The following is a 16120-nucleotide window of genomic DNA, read 5'->3' on the forward strand; positions in this document are numbered from 1 at the left end:
CGAGAGCTGCCCATGACTCACCCGACTGAGCTGCCGCTTTCACCGCTTTCGGCGTTGCAATTCTATGCAACGGCGCCTTATCCGTGCAGCTATCTGGACGGTCGCATCGCGCGCTCGCAAGTCGCGACGCCGAGCCATCTCATCAACTCCGACATCTATACCGAACTCGTGAAGGCCGGCTTTCGCCGCTCGGGCGTGTTCACCTATCGGCCGTACTGCGACGGCTGTCGCGCGTGCGTGCCGGTGCGCGTGCCGGTGCGCGCGTTCACGCCGTCGCGCACGCAGCGCCGGATGTGGAAGCGCCACCGCGCACTGGTGGCGACGGTCTCGCCGCTGCACTACGACGAAGAGCACTACGCGCTCTACATGCGCTACCAGTCGGCGCGTCATGCGGGCGGCGGCATGGACCGCGACAGCCGCGACCAGTACGAGCAGTTCCTGCTGCAAAGCCGGATCAACTCGCGGCTCGTCGAATTCCGCGACCTCGACGCGTCGGGCGGCGAGCCCGGCAAGCTGCGCATGGTCAGCATGATCGACATCCTCGGCGACGGTCTGTCGTCGGTCTACACGTTCTTCGAGCCGGACGACGCGCACACGAGCTACGGCACCTACAACATCCTGTGGCAGATCGAGCAGGCGCGAAGCCTCGGGCTGCCGTACGTGTATCTCGGCTACTGGATCCGCGAAAGCCCGAAGATGGCGTACAAGGCGAACTTCCATCCGCTCGAAGGCTTGCTCGACGGACGCTGGAAGACGCTCGATCCGGCCCGCGTCGACCTGCCGCCGGTCGACGCCGCGCTCGCCCGCGCGCCGCTGCCGGGCGGGCATTCCGGCGCGGGCTGAGGACGGCGCGCGCTCGCGCGCCTTCACTCTCCCCTTCGCCCGCGCAACGGAGACGCCTACGAAGCGAAGCGCGCCCTTGCCGCGCAACTCCCGGTAAAATAGCGGGTTGTCATCCATTTCGGCCGTCCGCCCAATTCCCGTGTTCAGTTCCCTCTACCCGCTGGCCCGCGCATCCCTGTTCAAGATGGATGCGGAAGACGCTCATCACCTCACGCTGCGCGCGCTCGGCGCGGCTGGCCGCACGGGCCTCGCGTGCGCGCTGTCGGCCCGTGTGCCCGATGCGCCGCGCACCGTGATGGGGCTCACGTTCCGCAACCCGGTCGGCCTCGCGGCGGGCCTCGACAAGGACGGCGCGGCCATCGACGGCCTCGCCGCGCTCGGCTTCGGCTTCATCGAGGTCGGCACGGTCACGCCGCGGCCGCAGCCGGGCAATCCGCGCCCGCGCATGTTCCGGCTGCCGCAGGCCGACGCGCTGATCAATCGGATGGGCTTCAACAACCACGGCGTCGACCAGTTCGTGAAGAACGTCCAGGCGGCCCGCTATCGCGGCGTGCTGGGCCTGAACATCGGCAAGAACGCCGACACGCCGATCGAGCGCGCGGCCGACGACTACCTGTACTGCCTCGAACGCGTGTATCCGTTCGCGAGCTACGTGACGATCAACATCTCGTCGCCGAACACGAAGAACCTGCGCCAGCTGCAAGGCGCCGGCGAGCTCGACGCGCTGCTCGCCGCGCTGAAGGACAAGCAGCAGCGGCTGGCCGACCTGCACGGCAAGCTGGTGCCGCTCGCGCTGAAGATCGCCCCCGATCTCGACGACGAGCAGGTCAAGGAAATCGCCGACACGCTGCTGCGCCACAAGATCGAAGCGGTCATCGCCACCAACACGACGCTGTCGCGCGCAGCCGTACAAGGGCTGCCGCACGCGGACGAAGCCGGCGGGCTGTCGGGCCGGCCGGTCTTCGACGCCTCGAACGAAGTGATCCGCAAGCTGCACGCCGAACTCGGCAGCGCGGTGCCGATCATCGGCGTCGGCGGCATCTTCTCCGGCGACGACGCCCGCACGAAGCTCGCCGCCGGCGCGTCGCTGGTCCAGCTGTATACCGGCTTCATCTATCGCGGCCCGGCGCTCGTCGCCGAATGCGTGAAGGCAATCGCCGCCGAGCGCGCCGCGTAATATAGCCATAATCAAACGATATTTAGTAGCCGATTGCATTCTTGCTATGATCGGCGTCACTGTCCGAATCACGCCCGCTGGGGCAAGGAAGCTCACACGATGAAAATTTCGCTGCTGAAGAAGCTGCTGGTCGCCGGCCTGGTCGGCACGTCGTTCGCTGCTGCCACCGCGCACGCGGCCGACCTCCTCGACGAGGTCAAGCAACGCGGCACGCTGCGCGTCGGCCTCGAAGGCACGTTCCCCCCGTTCAACTCGAAGAGCCCGCAGGGCGAGCTCGTCGGCTTCGACGTCGACATCGCGAAGGCCGTCGCCGCGAAGCTCGGCGTGAAGGCCGAGTTCGTGACGACCGAATGGAGCGGGATCATCGCGGGCCTGCAGGCCGGCAAGTTCGACGTGATCGCCAACCAGGTCGGCATCACCGACAAGCGCAAGGAAACGCTCGACTTCTCGCCGGCATATACGTACTCGTCCGCGCAGCTGATCCAGCGCAAGGACGACACGCGCCAGTTCAAGTCGCTCGAGGATCTGAAGGGCAAGAAGCTCGGCGTCGCGCTCGGCACGAACTACATGGACATGGCGAAGTCGGTGCCCGGCATCGACGTGAAGACGTACCCGGGCGCGCCCGAGTATCTGCGCGACCTGGCGGCCGGCCGTCTCGACGCGGCGCTGAACGACCGTCTGATGCTCGCGTATCTGACGAAGAACTCGCAGCTGCCGCTGCGCCCGGGCGCGAACGTCGGCTCGGCGAACCCGTCGGGCATCCCGTTCAAGAAGGGCAACCCGAAGTTCCAGAAGGCGATCGACGACGCGATGACGCAACTCGAAGCCGACGGCACGTTCACGAAGATCTCGGACAAGTGGTTCGGCATCGACGTGACGAAACCCGTCAAGTAAGCACGCCTCTGTTTCCCGCCTGACGGCGGGCTGGAATGGGCGGCATCCGAAACGATGCCGCCCTTTGTTTTATTCGTCCGGTTTATGATTGCGCTTTCGCGCACGCACTCGATTCGCCATCCATGTCGACAACGTCCCTGCTCGTCCAATCGCTGCCGGTGCTCGCCCAGGGCGCCGTGCTGACCGTCAAGTTCGCCGTGCTGTCGATGGTGTTCGGCCTGCTCGGCGCGGTCGTGCTCGCGATGATGGGCATCCGGCAAAGCGAAGCGCTCGAAGGCTTCGAACGGATCTGGGTCAACGCGCTCGCATGGCTCGCTCGCGGCTACGTGAGCCTGATGCGCGGCACGCCGCTGCTCGTGCAGATCTTCGTCATCTATTACGGGCTGCCGAGCCTCGGCATCTCGCTCGATCCGACGCCGGCCGGCGTCATCGCGCTGTCGGCGAACGTCGCGGCGTACATGTCGGAAAGCATGCGCGGCGCCATCAACGGGATCGCGCGCGGCCAGTGGCTGGCCGCCTACAGCCTCGGGCTGTCGTGGTCGCAGACGCTGCGCTACGTGATCGGTCCGCAGGCGCTGCGCATCGCGGTGCCGAGCCTGTCGAACAGCCTGATCAGCCTGATCAAGGACACGTCGCTCGTGTCGGTGATCACCGTCACCGAACTCCTGCGCAGCGCGCAGGAAGTGATCGCGGCGACCTATCAGCCGCTGCCGTTGTATCTGGCCGCCGCGGCCGTGTACTGGGTGCTGTGCCAGATCCTCGAATGGGTCCAGCGCTGGTACGAGAAGCGCCTGTCGCTGCCCGGCCGACACTGAACGCCGCGCTGCGCTTCGCGGCCGGCGCGGCCAGCCTGCTCTCTCCCTACTCGCCCGAATAGCGCACGCCGAGCGCCGCGCGTGCCGCATCGGTCATCGCGATCATCTGCCGCGAATGGTCGTGCGTCACGATCGGGCTCTCGAGCGCGCCCGCGCGCAGCAATTCGCAGAAATGCGCGGTTTCGTAATTGAGGCCGCCGCCTTCGACCGGCGCATCGAGTTCGACGGTGCGGCCGTCCGCGTAGCGGATCGTCGCGCGCGCCGGGTTCCACCACTTCTCGTGAATCGTCACGTGGCCGCCGGCCGCCGCCAGCAACGCGTCGCCGCGCCCCATCACGTCCAGCCCGCAAAAGAGCTGCGCGATGCCGCCGTTCGCGTGGCGGCTGTTCAGGCTCGCGAATACGTCGACACCGGTCGCACCGACGCGGCCGAGCGTCTGCACGTCGTGCACCGCGCCGAGCCAGTCGACCGCCAGAAACGCTTCGTAGATGCCGATGTCCAGCAGCGCGCCGCCGGCGCAGTCGAGCCGGTAGACGGAATGCTCGGCCGGCACCGTCGATGACGCGCAGCCCGCGCGCACGAGCCGGATCTCGCCGATCGGGTCGTCATCGAGATGCGCGCGCAATCGTCGGTACAACGGAAAGAACGGCGGCTTCATCGCCTCCATGAAAAGCCGCCCCGCCACGCGTGCCGCGTCGAGCACGGCATCGAGCTGCGCTGCGTTCAGCGTCGCGGGTTTTTCGCACAGCACGGCCTTGCCGGCCGCGAGCGCGGCCTGCGCGTACTGCGCATGGCTGTCGTGGAGTGTCGCGATGTAGACGGCGTCGATATCGCTTGCCAGCAGTGCATCGAGGCTCGCGGCCGGCGTGCCGCCGCAGCTGTTGCAGAACGCGATGGCGGCGTCGGCGCGGCGCGCCCACACACCGCTGAGTACGGCGCCGGGCACGTGCGAGAGGCTTTGCGCGAAACGGTGGGCGATGCTGCCTGCGCCGACGATGCCGAAGCGCACCGGGCGGTCGTTCAAGTCGTTCATCGGATCTTCCGTGGCGGTCGTATGACGGTGGCCGGCGCACAGCCGGCCGGCCGTCATGATACGCGCACCGGCTCGCCGATGAACGACCCGTGCAGCGTCACGCCCGCACCGGCACGTCGACGGAGAAGTCGCGCGAGATCTCGTCGGCGCTGAAGTCGATCAGCGCGAGCGAGGCGGCCTCGGCCTCGCGCGGATCGCGTCGTTCGATCGCGTCGACGACGCGCGCATGGGCCTTCACCGCGATGTCGTGCGCACCTTCCTTCTGCACGACGCGCGGATTCACGAGCCGCACCGCGCCTCGCACGATCGCCGCCATCTGCTGGAAGAACTGGTTGCCGCTCGCCTGGACGATGCGCGTATGCAGCAGCTCGTCCGCGGTGTCGTAGTTCGGGTCGCCCGGCTGCAGCACCTTGACCGCCTCGAATGCCTCGCGAATCCCGGCGATGTCGACCGCCGTCGCGCGCACGGCCGCCTGGGCGGTGGCGCGCGGCTCGATCAGCATGCGGAATTCGATCACGTCGCGCATGAACTGCGGGTCGGGCTTCGCACGAAACCGCCAGCTCACGACGTCTTCATCGATCATCCGCCAATCGCGCATCGGCCGAACCCGCGTGCCGACTTTGGGACGCACGTCGAGCATGTCGCGCGCCAGCAACATCGACAATGCTTCGCGCATGACCGTGCGGCTGACGTCGAACTCTTTCGACAACACATCCTGCGGCGGCAAAATGCCGCCGTACTTGTCCTCAACGATACCCGCGACAAGTCCATCCATCACTTTAGCGACCAGTGACCGGTCTTTGCCCTGCTCCATGACACCTCCCCGTGCGTCTATTTGCGAATAACTGCTCCGCAGTTCCGCCGGCCCTGGTTACGACTGTTCTTATGATCTATAAGTTGATGAGTTCGGAGATATTTCGCTATCTGGTAAACACCTGACAGGGTTATCCCTCTTTTATATGGAGTGATTTATAAGGCCTCAAAAAAAGCCCGGGAAGCGCTCTGCGCTTGCCGGGCGGGCCATTGAACAATATTTAAACATGCAGTCCGTTACGACTCGTGACGCAACTACGGACTGCTTCTCATTCAGAAAAGATTAAGCGGGATAAATAATCGTTTCAACGCCGTTTTCCGTGCCGAGCAGGCACAGGTTCGCGCCGCGCTCGGCAAACAGGCCGACCGTCACGACGCCCGGCCACGCGTTCACCTTCGCCTCGAATGCGCGCGGCTCCGCGATCTGCAGCCCTTTGACGTCGATGATCTCGTTGCCGTTGTCGGTGATGTACGGCGCGCCGTCCTTCGTCACGCGCAGCACCGGCACCCCGCCGAGCGCGGCGACGCGCCGGCCGATCGCCGTGCGCGCCATCGGCACGACTTCGATCGGCAGCGGGAAGGCGCCGAGCACCGGCACGCGCTTGCTGCCGTCGGCGATGCAGACGAACGTATCGGCCACCGACGCGACGATCTTCTCGCGCGTCAGCGCACCGCCGCCGCCCTTGATCATCGCGCCGCTCGCGTCGATCTCGTCGGCGCCGTCGACGTACACCTGCAGCGCGTCGATCTCGTTCAGATCGAACACCTTGATGCCGTGCGATTTGAGCCGCTCGGTCGTCGCGACGGAGCTCGATACGGCGCCGCGATAGCGCGACTTGACGGCCGCGAGCGCATCGATGAAGCAGTTGGCGGTCGAGCCGGTGCCGACGCCGATCACCGCGCCTTCGGGCACGTTCTGGATCACATAATCGGCGGCCGCCTGGCCGACCAGGCGTTTGAGTTCGTCTTGAGTCATGGTGGAAATGCTGCGGGATGGCGAAAAGGCGCCAGTTTACCGGACTCGGACCACGGCCCACGCTTTTTCGGCGCGGGAGGTGCCGGCGATCAAGGTGCGCCGGGTGCCGTCGCGTCGCCGCCAGCCGCGTGCCGGGGAAATACTTGTCGAGCAGCGCCTGCGCGATCGCGTCGGTGCCCGCATCCGGATTGCCGTCGTAGTCGGACGGCCGGAAGTGCATCTGAAACGCCGCGAACACGCGCCGCGAGCGCTCATCGAGCACGCCATCGGTCGGGACGTCGTAACCGTAGCGCGCGAGCTTCAACTGCAGCTCGCGCACGTCGACGAGCGCATGCGGATCGCGCGTACCGAGCCGCGCGGCGACGGTCGCATCGTCGGGCCACGCGCCGACGCCGGCCTGCGCGAGCGCATGCCACGGAAAGAGCGGGCCCGGATCGATCTTGCGCTGCGGCGCGATGTCGCTGTGGCCGACCACGCGCGTCGGCGGGATGCCGTAGCGCGCGACGATGTCCTTCGAGAGCCGGATCAGCGCATCGACCTGCTCCGGCGTGTACGGTTGCCAGCTGCGGTGCTGCGGATCGAGCGGCCCGCGGTTCACGTTCTCGATGCCGATCGACACCGCATTGAGCTCGGTCGTGCCCTGCCATGCGCTGACGCCCGCATGCCACGCGCGTTTCGATTCCGGAACGAGCTGGTACACGACGGGCTCACCGCGTTCGATGCGCGGTTGCGGCGGCACCACATAGTGCACGCTGACCGAGTCGCCCGTCAGCGTGCGCAACGCTCGCACTTCGTCGCTTTCGGTGTAATGCATCACGAGGAAGCGGATGCGCGAATCGGCGCCGCGCGCGTGCAGGCTCGTGTCCGCGTAGTAGCTGCCGCGCTCGACCAACGAAGGCGACGCGCAGCCGGCCAGCATGCCGGCGATCGCGCACGACGCACCGATGCGCAACAGGAACCTGGTTCGCAGTGCGTCGAGCACGCGCCGCGCGCGATCGCGGCACGCGTGGTTCGGGTGAAGCGGCTTGCCCATACGCAACGCCGGGCGCGTCAGCCCTTCACGCGCCGCTGCCGTACCGCTTCGTACAGGCATACGCCGCTCGCGACCGACACGTTCAGGCTTTCGACGCTGCCGGCCATCGGGATGCTCATCACGTCGTCGCACGTGTCGCGCGTGAGCCGGCGCATGCCTTCGCCTTCCGCGCCCATCACGATCGCCACGGGGCCGTCGAGCTTCGTGTCGTACAGCGTGCCCGACGCTTCGTCGGCGGTGCCGATGATCCACACGCCCGCGTCCTTCAGCTCGCGCAGCGCGCGGGCGAGGTTGGTGACGGTGATGTACGGCACGGTGTCGGCCGCGCCGCTCGCGACCTTCGCGGCCGTCGCGTTCAGGCCGACGGCGCGGTCACGCGGCGCGATCACCGCATGGGCGCCCGCCGCGTCGGCGACGCGCAGGCACGCGCCGAGGTTGTGCGGATCGGTGACGCCGTCGAGCACCAGCAGCAGCGCCGGGCCCTGGATGCCGTCGAGCAGCTCGGACAGGTTCTGCGCGAGCGGAACGTCCTCGACGCGCGCGACGACGCCTTGATGGCGCTCGGTATGCGCGAGCCCCCACAGACGCGTTTCGTCGGCCGCGATCAGCCGCACGCCCGCTTCCTTCGCGGCGTGCAGGAACTCCTGCATGCGGCGATCGCGGCGCGTCTGGTCGTACAACACCTCCGCAACCGTCGACGCATCGTGCCGCATACGTGCGGTCACCGCATGGAAACCGTAAAGAACCTTCAGACGTGACATGACTGGAACAACCTTCGATCAAACGTGCGGCCGCGCAACGCGCGCGGCCGCGACCATGGAAAAGGAAAGCGCCGCGTGGCCGGCCGGCGGCCGGTGCAACGCGGCGTCTGTCGATACGGCGAGGGCGGCGCCGGCGCCGCCCCGTACGCTCAATACTTCTTGCGCGGGTGCGCCTTCTTGGCGGGCGTCTTCGCCGCCGCACCGCCCTTCTTCTTCGCGGCGCGCGCGGCACGTGCCTCCTTCACCGCGGCAGTCGGCGCGCTCGCCGCCTGCTTGCGGCGCGGCGCGGCTTCGTCCGCGGCCGGCAGCATGCGCAAGCGCGGGCCGCCGCGATCGCTGCCGTTGGCATTGGCGTTGCCATTGCCGCCCGCAGCGGGCGCCTGCGGCGCCGGACGCGGCGCCTTCACCGGCGTGTCGCGCACGAGGCGGAAGTCGATCTTGCGCGCGTCGAGATCGACGCGGCTCACCTGCACGCGCACGCGATCCGACAAGCGATAGCGGATGCCCGTGCGCTCGCCGCGCAGTTCGTTCTTGATCTCGTCGTACTGGAAATAGTCCGAGCCGAGCTCCGTGACGTGCACGAGCCCTTCGATGAACAGCGTGTCGAGCTGCACGAAGATGCCGAACGACGTGACGCCGTTCACCATCCCGCCGTACTCCTCGCCGAGCTTGTCGCGCATGAAGTAGCACTTGAGCCACGCTTCGACGTCGCGCGACGCTTCGTCGGCGCGCCGCTCGTTCGCCGAGCAGTGCAGACCGAGCTCTTCCCAGATCGCCGTGTTCGGACGCGAGCGGCCGCGCGTTTCGTCGTCGGCCTGCTGCATCGCGCGCGCGCGGGGCGACAAAGCGGTGTTCAGCTCGAAGCCTTCCGGCGCCTTCGGCGTGTACTTCTTGCCCGACAGGATCGCGTAGATCGCGCGGTGCGTGAGCAGATCGGGATAGCGGCGAATCGGGCTCGTGAAGTGCGCGTACGCCTCGTAGGCGAGACCGAAGTGGCCGATGTTGTCCGGGCTGTACACGGCCTGCTGCATCGAGCGCAGCAGCATCGGCTGCAGCATCTGCGCGTCGGGCCGGTCGCGGATCTGCGCCATCAGCGCCGCATAGTCGCTCGCGTGCGGCTTCTCGCCGCCGCCGAGCGTCAGGCCCATGCCGCGCAGGAACGCGCGCAGGTTCTCGAGCTTCTCGGGCGTCGGGCCCGCATGGACGCGGTACAGGCCCGCATGCTTGTTGCGCTTCAGGAAATCGGCCGCGCAGACGTTCGCGGCCAGCATGCATTCCTCGATCAGTTTGTGCGCGTCGTTGCGCTGGCGCGGCACGATCTGCTCGATCTTGCCCTGCGAATTGCAGACGATGTACGTCTCGGTCGTGTCGAAGTCGATCGCGCCGCGCTTCTGACGCGCGGCGAACAGCGCCTTGTACACGCCGTACAGATCCTGCAGGTGCGGCAGGAGATCCGCGCGGCGCGCGGCTTCCGGCCCCTTCGTGTTCGACAGCACGGCAGCGACTTCGGTGTACGTGAGCCGCGCGGCCGAGTGGATGACGGCCGGATAGAACTGGTACGCCTTGATCTCGCCGCGCGCGGTGATCACCATGTCGCACGCGAGCACGCAGCGGTCGACCTGCGGATTCAGCGAGCACAGGCCGTTCGACAGCTTCTCCGGCAGCATCGGAATCACGCGGCGCGGGAAGTACACCGACGTGCTGCGCTCCAGCGCGTCGGCGTCGAGGCCGTTGCCGGGCTGCACGTAGTGCGAAACGTCGGCAATCGCGACGATCAGCCGGAAGCCGTCGCCGCGGCCGACCTTGGTGGGCTCGCAGTAGACCGCATCGTCGAAGTCGCGCGCGTCCTCGCCGTCGATCGTCACGAGCGGCACGTCGCGCAAATCGACGCGGAAGCGCAGATCGGCCGGCCGTACCTTGTCCGGCAGCGCGGCGGCTTCGTCGAGCGCCGGCTGGCTGAATTCGTGCGGCACGCCGTACTTGCGCACCGCGATCTCGATTTCCATGCCCGGATCGTCGATGTCGCCGAGCACTTCGACGACGCGGCCGAGCGGCTGCGAATGGCGGCTCGGGAAGTCGGTCAGCTCGACGACGACCACCTGCCCGACCTTCGCCTTCTTCACGTTCTGCGTGATCAGGATGTCGTGACCGATGCGCTTGTCTTCCGGTGCGACGATCAGCGCGCCGTTCTCGTTGAGCAGCCGGCCGATCACGCGCTTGTTCGCGCGCTCGGTCACTTCGACGACGTGACCTTCCGGGCGGCCACGGCGATCGTAGCCGACGATGCGCGCGAGCACGCGATCGTTGTGCATCACCTTCTGCATTTCGCCGTTGGGCAGGAACAGGTCGTCCTGACCGTCGTCACGGATCACGAAGCCGTAGCCGTCGCGATGCCCCTGCACGCGGCCGGCAACGAAGTTCGATGGGTGGGTGAGCTGATAGTGCCCGCGCTTGTCGAGGCGGATCTGGCCGTCGCGTTCCATCGCGGCGACACGCCGGAAGAACCCCTCGCGCTCCTGGCGCTTGATCGACAGCGCCTCGGCGATGTCGTTGGCGGCCAGCGGCGCGTCGCTCGTGCGCAGCACGCCCAGAATTTCTTCACGGCTCGGAATGGGGTACGGGTATTTGCTCAAGGGCTTGTCGATGGTTGTTCTCGTTGCGTTGACTGATGGTGCACGGCATCAACATAGAAGTGTCCGTCAGACAGTTCTATAGTGACGGCGGCGAGTCATTCTATCACCCGCCCGTGTCGCGAAATGACCCGAATGCCGCATGCATGCGCCGCCGCGCGCCGTTCACGGTGCATCGCAAAAAAGTGTTGACACGAATAATTGGGGCGCTATAATTTCGCTTCTTTGCAGCAAGCAGCTACTGCAAAACGTGCCCAGGTGGCGGAATTGGTAGACGCACTAGGTTCAGGTCCTAGCGGTGGCAACATCGTGGAGGTTCGAGTCCTCTCCTGGGCACCATCTGTTTTCGAAAAGGTCGGCTTCTAGCCGGCCTTTTTTATTTTCCGCGCGCGGTTCGATGAGATCGCCAGGTGCACTCGTTCAGCGGCGTGATGCGCGGCAACCTCACCCTGCACCATCGTGAAATCGCATCCGGAAAATATTATCGTTCGCAGCCTCAAATTCTGTTGACAGATCTCCCAGACACGCTAGAATAGTGGTCTTCGCATCGCAGCAAGCGAAACGTGCCCAGGTGGCGGAATTGGTAGACGCACTAGGTTCAGGTCCTAGCGGTGGCAACATCGTGGAGGTTCGAGTCCTCTCCTGGGCACCATCTGTTTTCGAAAAGGTCGGCTTCTAGCCGGCCTTTTTTATTTTCCGCGCGCGATTCGATGGGCTCGCCAAGTGCACGGGCTGGGGGAAGCCACGCGCATGCGGCGCGATTCATCCAGCGGCGTGATGCGCGGCAACTTCACCCTGCACCGCCGTGAAATTTCATCCGAAAAATATTATCGTTCGCGACCTCAAATTCTGTTGACAGATCTCTCAGACACGCTAGAATAGCGGTCTTCGTATCGCAGCAAGCGAAACGTGCCCAGGTGGCGGAATTGGTAGACGCACTAGGTTCAGGTCCTAGCGGTGGCAACATCGTGGAGGTTCGAGTCCTCTCCTGGGCACCATCTGTTTTCGAAAAGGTCGGCTTTTAGCCGGCCTTTTTTCATTTCTGCTCCCTGAACCACGATTCCCGATCGCGCCGACACGACGCGACCAGCCGCCCGGCATGCGTCGCATCCGCGCGGTAACGCGCCGGCAACCGCCCTCTCCCGCATGCCCCCACTCTCGTCACCAAGAAAAACCGGGATTTCCCTAGGCTGACATGACGCCGTCCACGCGGTTAAATAAATCAACATGATTTATTTAATGCGCCGACACCGGTGCGACATGGAAGGAGACGCGATGAGAAGCCCGCACATCGGTCAGGGCAGCAACTCGGCCAACGTGCGCCGTTACAACGAGCGCCTGTTGCTGAAGACGCTGCGCCGCGCGGGCAGCGCGTCGAAAGCCGATCTCGCCCGACTCGCGAACATGACCGGCACGGCCGTCGGCAGCATCATCGCGTCGCTCGCCGATGCGAAGCTGATCGAATTCGCCGGGCGCACCGAAGGCCAGCGCGGCCAGCCGGCGTCGCTGATCCGTCTCGATCCGCGCGGCGCGTTCGGCATCGGCGTCCATCTCGACCGCATGCGCATCGAGACGGCGCTCGTCAATTTCGCCGGCGACGTACTCGGCCGCCGTTCGCACGACACCCTGCTGCCGCCGCCCGCCGAAGTCATCGAGATCGTGCGCCACGACATCGACGCGATGCAGGCTCTGCTGCCCGCGCACGAACGCGCGCGGCTCGCGGGCATCGGCGTCGCCCAGCCGTACAACCTCGGCGCGTGGATGCGCGAGCTCGGCCTGGCGCCCGACACGTTCCGCGCGTGGGAAGACGTCGACTTCGCCAGCGACCTCGGGCGCACGGTGTCGCTGCCCGTGTTCGGCGAGAACGACGGCAACGCGGCCGCCATCGCCGAACTGTTCTACGGGTACGGCCGCCAGTGCGACGACTTCGTCTATCTGTTCATCGGCCCGGCGATCGGCGGCGGCATCGCGATCGACGGCGACTGCCTGCGCGGCGTGACGGGCAATGCCGGCGACATCGCCGTGATCCCCGTGCTGCCGAGCCGGCTCGCCTCCGCGCCGCCGCCACGCGGGCCGTGGGACATCCTGCTCGCGCGCGCGTCGCTGCATGCGCTGGTGCGCCATCTGCGCCATCACGGCGAGACGGTCGAAAGCCGCGCCGACCTCGAGGCGTGCATCGCCCGCGGCCTGCCGGCGGTGACCGAATGGATCGACGACTGCGTCGATGCGCTCGCACCGGCACTGCGTGCGGTGCTGTGCGTCGTCGATGCGCCGGTGGTCGTGCTCGACGCCGATACCGACGCGGGCCTGCTCGACGCGTTGACCAGCCGCCTGCGCGCTGCGCTCGTCGCCACCGCTCCGGAAGCGCGCGGCACGCCGACGCTCGTGCGCGGCACGTTCGGCGCCGACGCCGGCGCGATCGGCGCCGCGACGCTGCCGATGTACTTCAACTTCTCCCCGCGGGCCGGCATCCTCAGGGGCGCCCGCATCGAATCGCAGGAGGTCAACCATGTCGCGATCTGAGTCGCCGCGGCCGCTGCTCGAAATGCGCGGAATCAGCAAGACGTTCCCGGCCGTGCGCGCGCTCGACAATGTCAGCCTGACCGTCTATCCGGGCGAGATCCACTCGCTGATGGGCGAGAACGGCGCGGGCAAGTCGACGCTGATGAAAATCCTCTCGGGCGCGTATCGTGCCGACGCCGGCGGCGAAATCCTGATCGACGGCCAGCGCATCGACGTCGACGGCCCGCTCGCCGCGCGCGATGCCGGCGTCGCGGTGATCTATCAGGAGCTGTGCCTCGCGCCGAACCTCACCGTCGCGGAGAACATCTACGTCGGGCGCGAGCTGCGCCGCGGCAACCGGCGCTGGGGCACCATCGACCGCGCGGCGATGGCGCGCGGCTGCCAGGACGTGCTGGCGCGCCTCGGCGCGCCGTTCGGGCCGGACACGCTGGTCGGCACGCTGTCGATCGCCGAGCAGCAGCTCGTCGAGATCGCGCGCGCCGTGCATACCCGCGCACGCATTCTGGTGATGGACGAACCGACGACGCCGCTGTCGTCGCGCGAAACGGAACATCTGTTCGGCCTGATCCGCCAGCTGCGCGAGGAAGGCCTCGCGATCATCTACATCAGCCACCGAATGGCCGAGATCTACGAGCTGTCCGACCGCGTGTCGGTGCTGCGCGACGGCACCTACGTCGGCACGCTCGAGCGCGCGGCGCTGTCGGCCGACCGGCTCGTCGCGATGATGGTGGGCCGCGACATCTCCGGCTTCTACAAGAAGGAACACGCGCCGTACGACCCCGGCCACCTGCTGCTGTCGGTGCGCGACATCGCCGACGACGAGCGCGTGCGCGGCTGCAGCCTCGACCTGCACGCGGGCGAAGTGCTCGGCATCGCCGGGCTGGTCGGCGCGGGCCGCACCGAACTCGCGCGGCTGATCTTCGGCGCGGAGCCGCGCACGCGCGGCGAGGTGAAGCTCGGCGAGCGCACGTTCGGCGCACATTCGCCGCGCGATGCGATCGACGCCGGCCTCGTCTATCTGACCGAAGACCGCAAGCGCCAGGGCCTGTTCCTCGACATGAGCGTGCGCGACAACATCAACATCTCGGTGTGCAACCGCGACGCGCGGCTCGGCACGCTCGATCTCGCGCGCGGCGCCGAGCGCGCGCGCGACGCGATCGCGTCGCTGTCGATCCGCGTGCCGCACGCGAACGTGAACGTCGGCGCGCTGTCGGGCGGCAATCAGCAGAAGGTACTGCTGTCGCGGCTGCTCGAGACCAAGCCGCGCGTGCTGATCCTCGACGAACCGACGCGCGGCGTCGACATCGGCGCCAAGTCCGAGATCTACCGGATCATCAACGAACTGGCCCGCGCGGGCGTCGGCGTGATCGTGATCTCGAGCGAGCTGCCGGAGATCATCGGCGTCGCCGACCGCGTGCTCGTGATGCGCGAAGGCGAAATCGCCGGCGAACTCGGCGGCCACACGCACACGCCGATCACGCAGGAAGCGATCATCGCGCTCGCGACCGGCTCGCAGGCCGAACTCGCCGACGCGCACTGACCGCGGCCCTCACTCACTCCTTCATCCAAGGTACCGACATGATCAACCAGCCCAAGCAACGGAACCTCGCTTCCGCGGCGGCCCAACCGGTCGCCACCCGCACGCCGCTGTTGCGCGGCGCCGATCATCGCGCACGCATGCAGTCGCTGCTGCGCACGGCAGGGATGCTGCCCGTGCTGCTGGTGCTGTGCATCGGCTTCGGCTTCCTGACCGACGGCTTCTTCACGCTGCAGAACCTGTCGATCGTCACGCAGCAGGCGTCGATCAACATCGTGCTCGCCGCCGGCATGACGTTCGTGATCCTGACGGGCGGCATCGACCTGTCGGTCGGCTCGGTGCTGGCCGCGTCGGCGGTCGCCGCGCTGCTCGCGTCGACGATCCCCGGCTGGGGCTGGCTCGGCGTGCCGATCGCGCTCGCCGTCGGCCTCGCGTTCGGCGCGATCAACGGCGGCCTGATCTCGTTCCTGCGCCTGCCGCCGTTCATCGTCACGCTCGGCGCGATGACGGCCGTGCGCGGCGTCGCGCGCCTGATCGGCAACGACACGACCATCTTCAACCCGCAACTGCCGTTCGCGTTCATCGGCAACGGCACGGTACTCGGCGTGCCCTGGCTCGTCGTGATCGCCTGCGCGGTGATTGCGCTGTCGTGGTTCATCCTGCGCCGCACCGTGCTCGGGATGCGGATCTACTCGGTCGGCGGCAACCCGGAAGCCGCGCGGCTGTCGGGCATCAACGTGCGCGCGATCCAGCTGTTCGTCTATGCGGCGTCGGGGCTGCTCGCCGGGCTCGGCGCGGTGATGTCGGCCGCCCGGCTCTACGCGGCCAACGGCCTGCAGCTCGGCCAGTCGTACGAGCTCGACGCGATCGCCGCGGTGATCCTCGGCGGCACGAGCTTCGTCGGCGGCGTCGGTTCGATCGTCGGCACGCTGATCGGCGCGCTGATCATCGCGGTGCTGACCAACGGCCTCGTGCTGCTGGGCGTATCGGACATCTGGCAGTACATCATCAAGGGGCTCGTGATCATCGGCGCCGTCGCGCTCGACCGCTATCGCCAGCGCGACTCGGCCCGCACCTGAGCCGCC

12 protein-coding genes, 3 tRNA genes and 1 pseudogene are annotated in these 16120 nt (G+C 67.2%); 10 read left to right on the top strand and 6 right to left on the bottom strand.

Annotated features, from left to right (window positions below; translation table 11 throughout):
- Nucleotides 1-12 precede the first annotated feature (12 nt).
- From AK36_RS21465 to AK36_RS21480, 4 genes are all read left to right on the top strand, one after another.
- Nucleotides 13-843, top strand: coding sequence for an arginyltransferase (locus AK36_RS21465; protein ID WP_011884672.1), 831 nt, complete (start codon nucleotides 13-15; stop codon nucleotides 841-843).
- 139 nt (nucleotides 844-982) lie between these two features.
- Nucleotides 983-2020 carry a quinone-dependent dihydroorotate dehydrogenase gene (locus tag AK36_RS21470; protein WP_034193041.1) on the top strand — a complete coding sequence of 346 codons (1038 nt, stop codon included), beginning with the start codon at nucleotides 983-985 and terminating at the stop codon, nucleotides 2018-2020.
- 99 nt (nucleotides 2021-2119) lie between these two features.
- Nucleotides 2120-2914 (top strand): cystine ABC transporter substrate-binding protein, encoded by a 795-nt coding sequence (locus AK36_RS21475; protein ID WP_011884668.1) that lies wholly within the window; start codon nucleotides 2120-2122, stop codon nucleotides 2912-2914.
- Between the two features lie 122 nt (nucleotides 2915-3036).
- Entirely contained in the window at nucleotides 3037-3729 is a 693-nt protein-coding gene (locus AK36_RS21480; RefSeq protein ID WP_041493821.1) for an amino acid ABC transporter permease, read from the top strand.
- A gap of 46 nt (nucleotides 3730-3775) precedes the next feature.
- On the opposite strand, the gene AK36_RS21485 is transcribed toward AK36_RS21480, so the two are convergent.
- The 6 genes and pseudogenes from AK36_RS21485 to rnr form a co-directional block, all read right to left on the bottom strand.
- A complete protein-coding gene (locus tag AK36_RS21485) occupies nucleotides 3776-4762 on the bottom strand; it encodes a Gfo/Idh/MocA family protein (RefSeq protein ID WP_045579473.1) in 987 nt (328 codons plus the stop codon).
- 97 nt (nucleotides 4763-4859) lie between these two features.
- Nucleotides 4860-5576, bottom strand: a complete 717-nt coding sequence (locus AK36_RS21490; RefSeq protein WP_045579141.1) for a FadR/GntR family transcriptional regulator — start codon at nucleotides 5574-5576, stop codon at nucleotides 4860-4862.
- Between the two features lie 282 nt (nucleotides 5577-5858).
- Nucleotides 5859-6551, bottom strand: a complete 693-nt coding sequence (rpiA, locus tag AK36_RS21495) for a ribose-5-phosphate isomerase RpiA (RefSeq protein ID WP_011884660.1) — start codon at nucleotides 6549-6551, stop codon at nucleotides 5859-5861.
- 89 nt (nucleotides 6552-6640) lie between these two features.
- Nucleotides 6641-7470 (bottom strand): annotated as a pseudogene (locus tag AK36_RS31515) (N-acetylmuramoyl-L-alanine amidase).
- A 131-nt stretch (nucleotides 7471-7601) separates the two neighbouring features.
- On the bottom strand, nucleotides 7602-8345 hold the full coding sequence (gene rlmB, locus AK36_RS21500) for a 23S rRNA (guanosine(2251)-2'-O)-methyltransferase RlmB (protein ID WP_011884657.1): 744 nt from the start codon (nucleotides 8343-8345) through the stop codon (nucleotides 7602-7604).
- A 149-nt stretch (nucleotides 8346-8494) separates the two neighbouring features.
- On the bottom strand, nucleotides 8495-10978 hold the full coding sequence (gene rnr / locus AK36_RS21505) for a ribonuclease R (RefSeq protein ID WP_011884656.1): 2484 nt from the start codon (nucleotides 10976-10978) through the stop codon (nucleotides 8495-8497).
- Between the two features lie 249 nt (nucleotides 10979-11227).
- Here rnr and AK36_RS21510 point away from each other — a divergent pair.
- The 6 genes from AK36_RS21510 (at nucleotide 11228) to AK36_RS21535 (ending at nucleotide 16114) form a co-directional block, all read left to right on the top strand.
- Nucleotides 11228-11314 (top strand) — tRNA-Leu (locus AK36_RS21510).
- A 226-nt stretch (nucleotides 11315-11540) separates the two neighbouring features.
- Nucleotides 11541-11627: transfer RNA gene (locus AK36_RS21515), tRNA-Leu, on the top strand.
- Nucleotides 11628-11886: 259 nt separating this feature from the next.
- Nucleotides 11887-11973 (top strand) — tRNA-Leu (locus AK36_RS21520).
- A 277-nt stretch (nucleotides 11974-12250) separates the two neighbouring features.
- The gene (locus AK36_RS21525; RefSeq protein ID WP_045579474.1) at nucleotides 12251-13498 is read left to right on the top strand and encodes an ROK family protein; all 1248 of its coding nucleotides are present in this window, start codon (nucleotides 12251-12253) and stop codon (nucleotides 13496-13498) included.
- Nucleotides 13485-15038, top strand: coding sequence for a sugar ABC transporter ATP-binding protein (locus AK36_RS21530; RefSeq protein WP_014722957.1), 1554 nt, complete (start codon nucleotides 13485-13487; stop codon nucleotides 15036-15038). Before AK36_RS21525 ends, AK36_RS21530 begins: the two co-directional genes overlap by 14 nt.
- Before the next feature lie 38 nt (nucleotides 15039-15076).
- Nucleotides 15077-16114, top strand: coding sequence for an ABC transporter permease subunit (locus AK36_RS21535; RefSeq protein WP_011884653.1), 1038 nt, complete (start codon nucleotides 15077-15079; stop codon nucleotides 16112-16114).
- The last annotated feature ends 6 nt before the right edge of the window (nucleotides 16115-16120 follow it).

Source organism: Burkholderia vietnamiensis LMG 10929 (assembly GCF_000959445.1).
GTDB classification, from domain to species: domain Bacteria; phylum Pseudomonadota; class Gammaproteobacteria; order Burkholderiales; family Burkholderiaceae; genus Burkholderia; species Burkholderia vietnamiensis.

Bases quoted from the DNA above. Each gene is read 5' to 3' on its own strand.
- AK36_RS21465 (WP_011884672.1), top strand. From the start codon at position 13: ATGACTCACCCGACTGAGCTGCCGCTTTCACCGCTTTCGGCGTTGCAA.
- AK36_RS21475 (WP_011884668.1), top strand. From the start codon at position 2,120: ATGAAAATTTCGCTGCTGAAGAAGCTGCTGGTCGCCGGCCTGGTCGGC.
- AK36_RS21480 (WP_041493821.1), top strand. From the start codon at position 3,037: ATGTCGACAACGTCCCTGCTCGTCCAATCGCTGCCGGTGCTCGCCCAG.
- AK36_RS21485 (WP_045579473.1), bottom strand. From the start codon at position 4,762: ATGAACGACTTGAACGACCGCCCGGTGCGCTTCGGCATCGTCGGCGCA.
- AK36_RS21490 (WP_045579141.1), bottom strand. From the start codon at position 5,576: ATGGAGCAGGGCAAAGACCGGTCACTGGTCGCTAAAGTGATGGATGGA.
- rpiA (WP_011884660.1), bottom strand. From the start codon at position 6,551: ATGACTCAAGACGAACTCAAACGCCTGGTCGGCCAGGCGGCCGCCGAT.
- rlmB (WP_011884657.1), bottom strand. From the start codon at position 8,345: ATGTCACGTCTGAAGGTTCTTTACGGTTTCCATGCGGTGACCGCACGT.
- AK36_RS21525 (WP_045579474.1), top strand. From the start codon at position 12,251: ATGAGAAGCCCGCACATCGGTCAGGGCAGCAACTCGGCCAACGTGCGC.
- AK36_RS21530 (WP_014722957.1), top strand. From the start codon at position 13,485: ATGTCGCGATCTGAGTCGCCGCGGCCGCTGCTCGAAATGCGCGGAATC.
- AK36_RS21535 (WP_011884653.1), top strand. From the start codon at position 15,077: ATGATCAACCAGCCCAAGCAACGGAACCTCGCTTCCGCGGCGGCCCAA.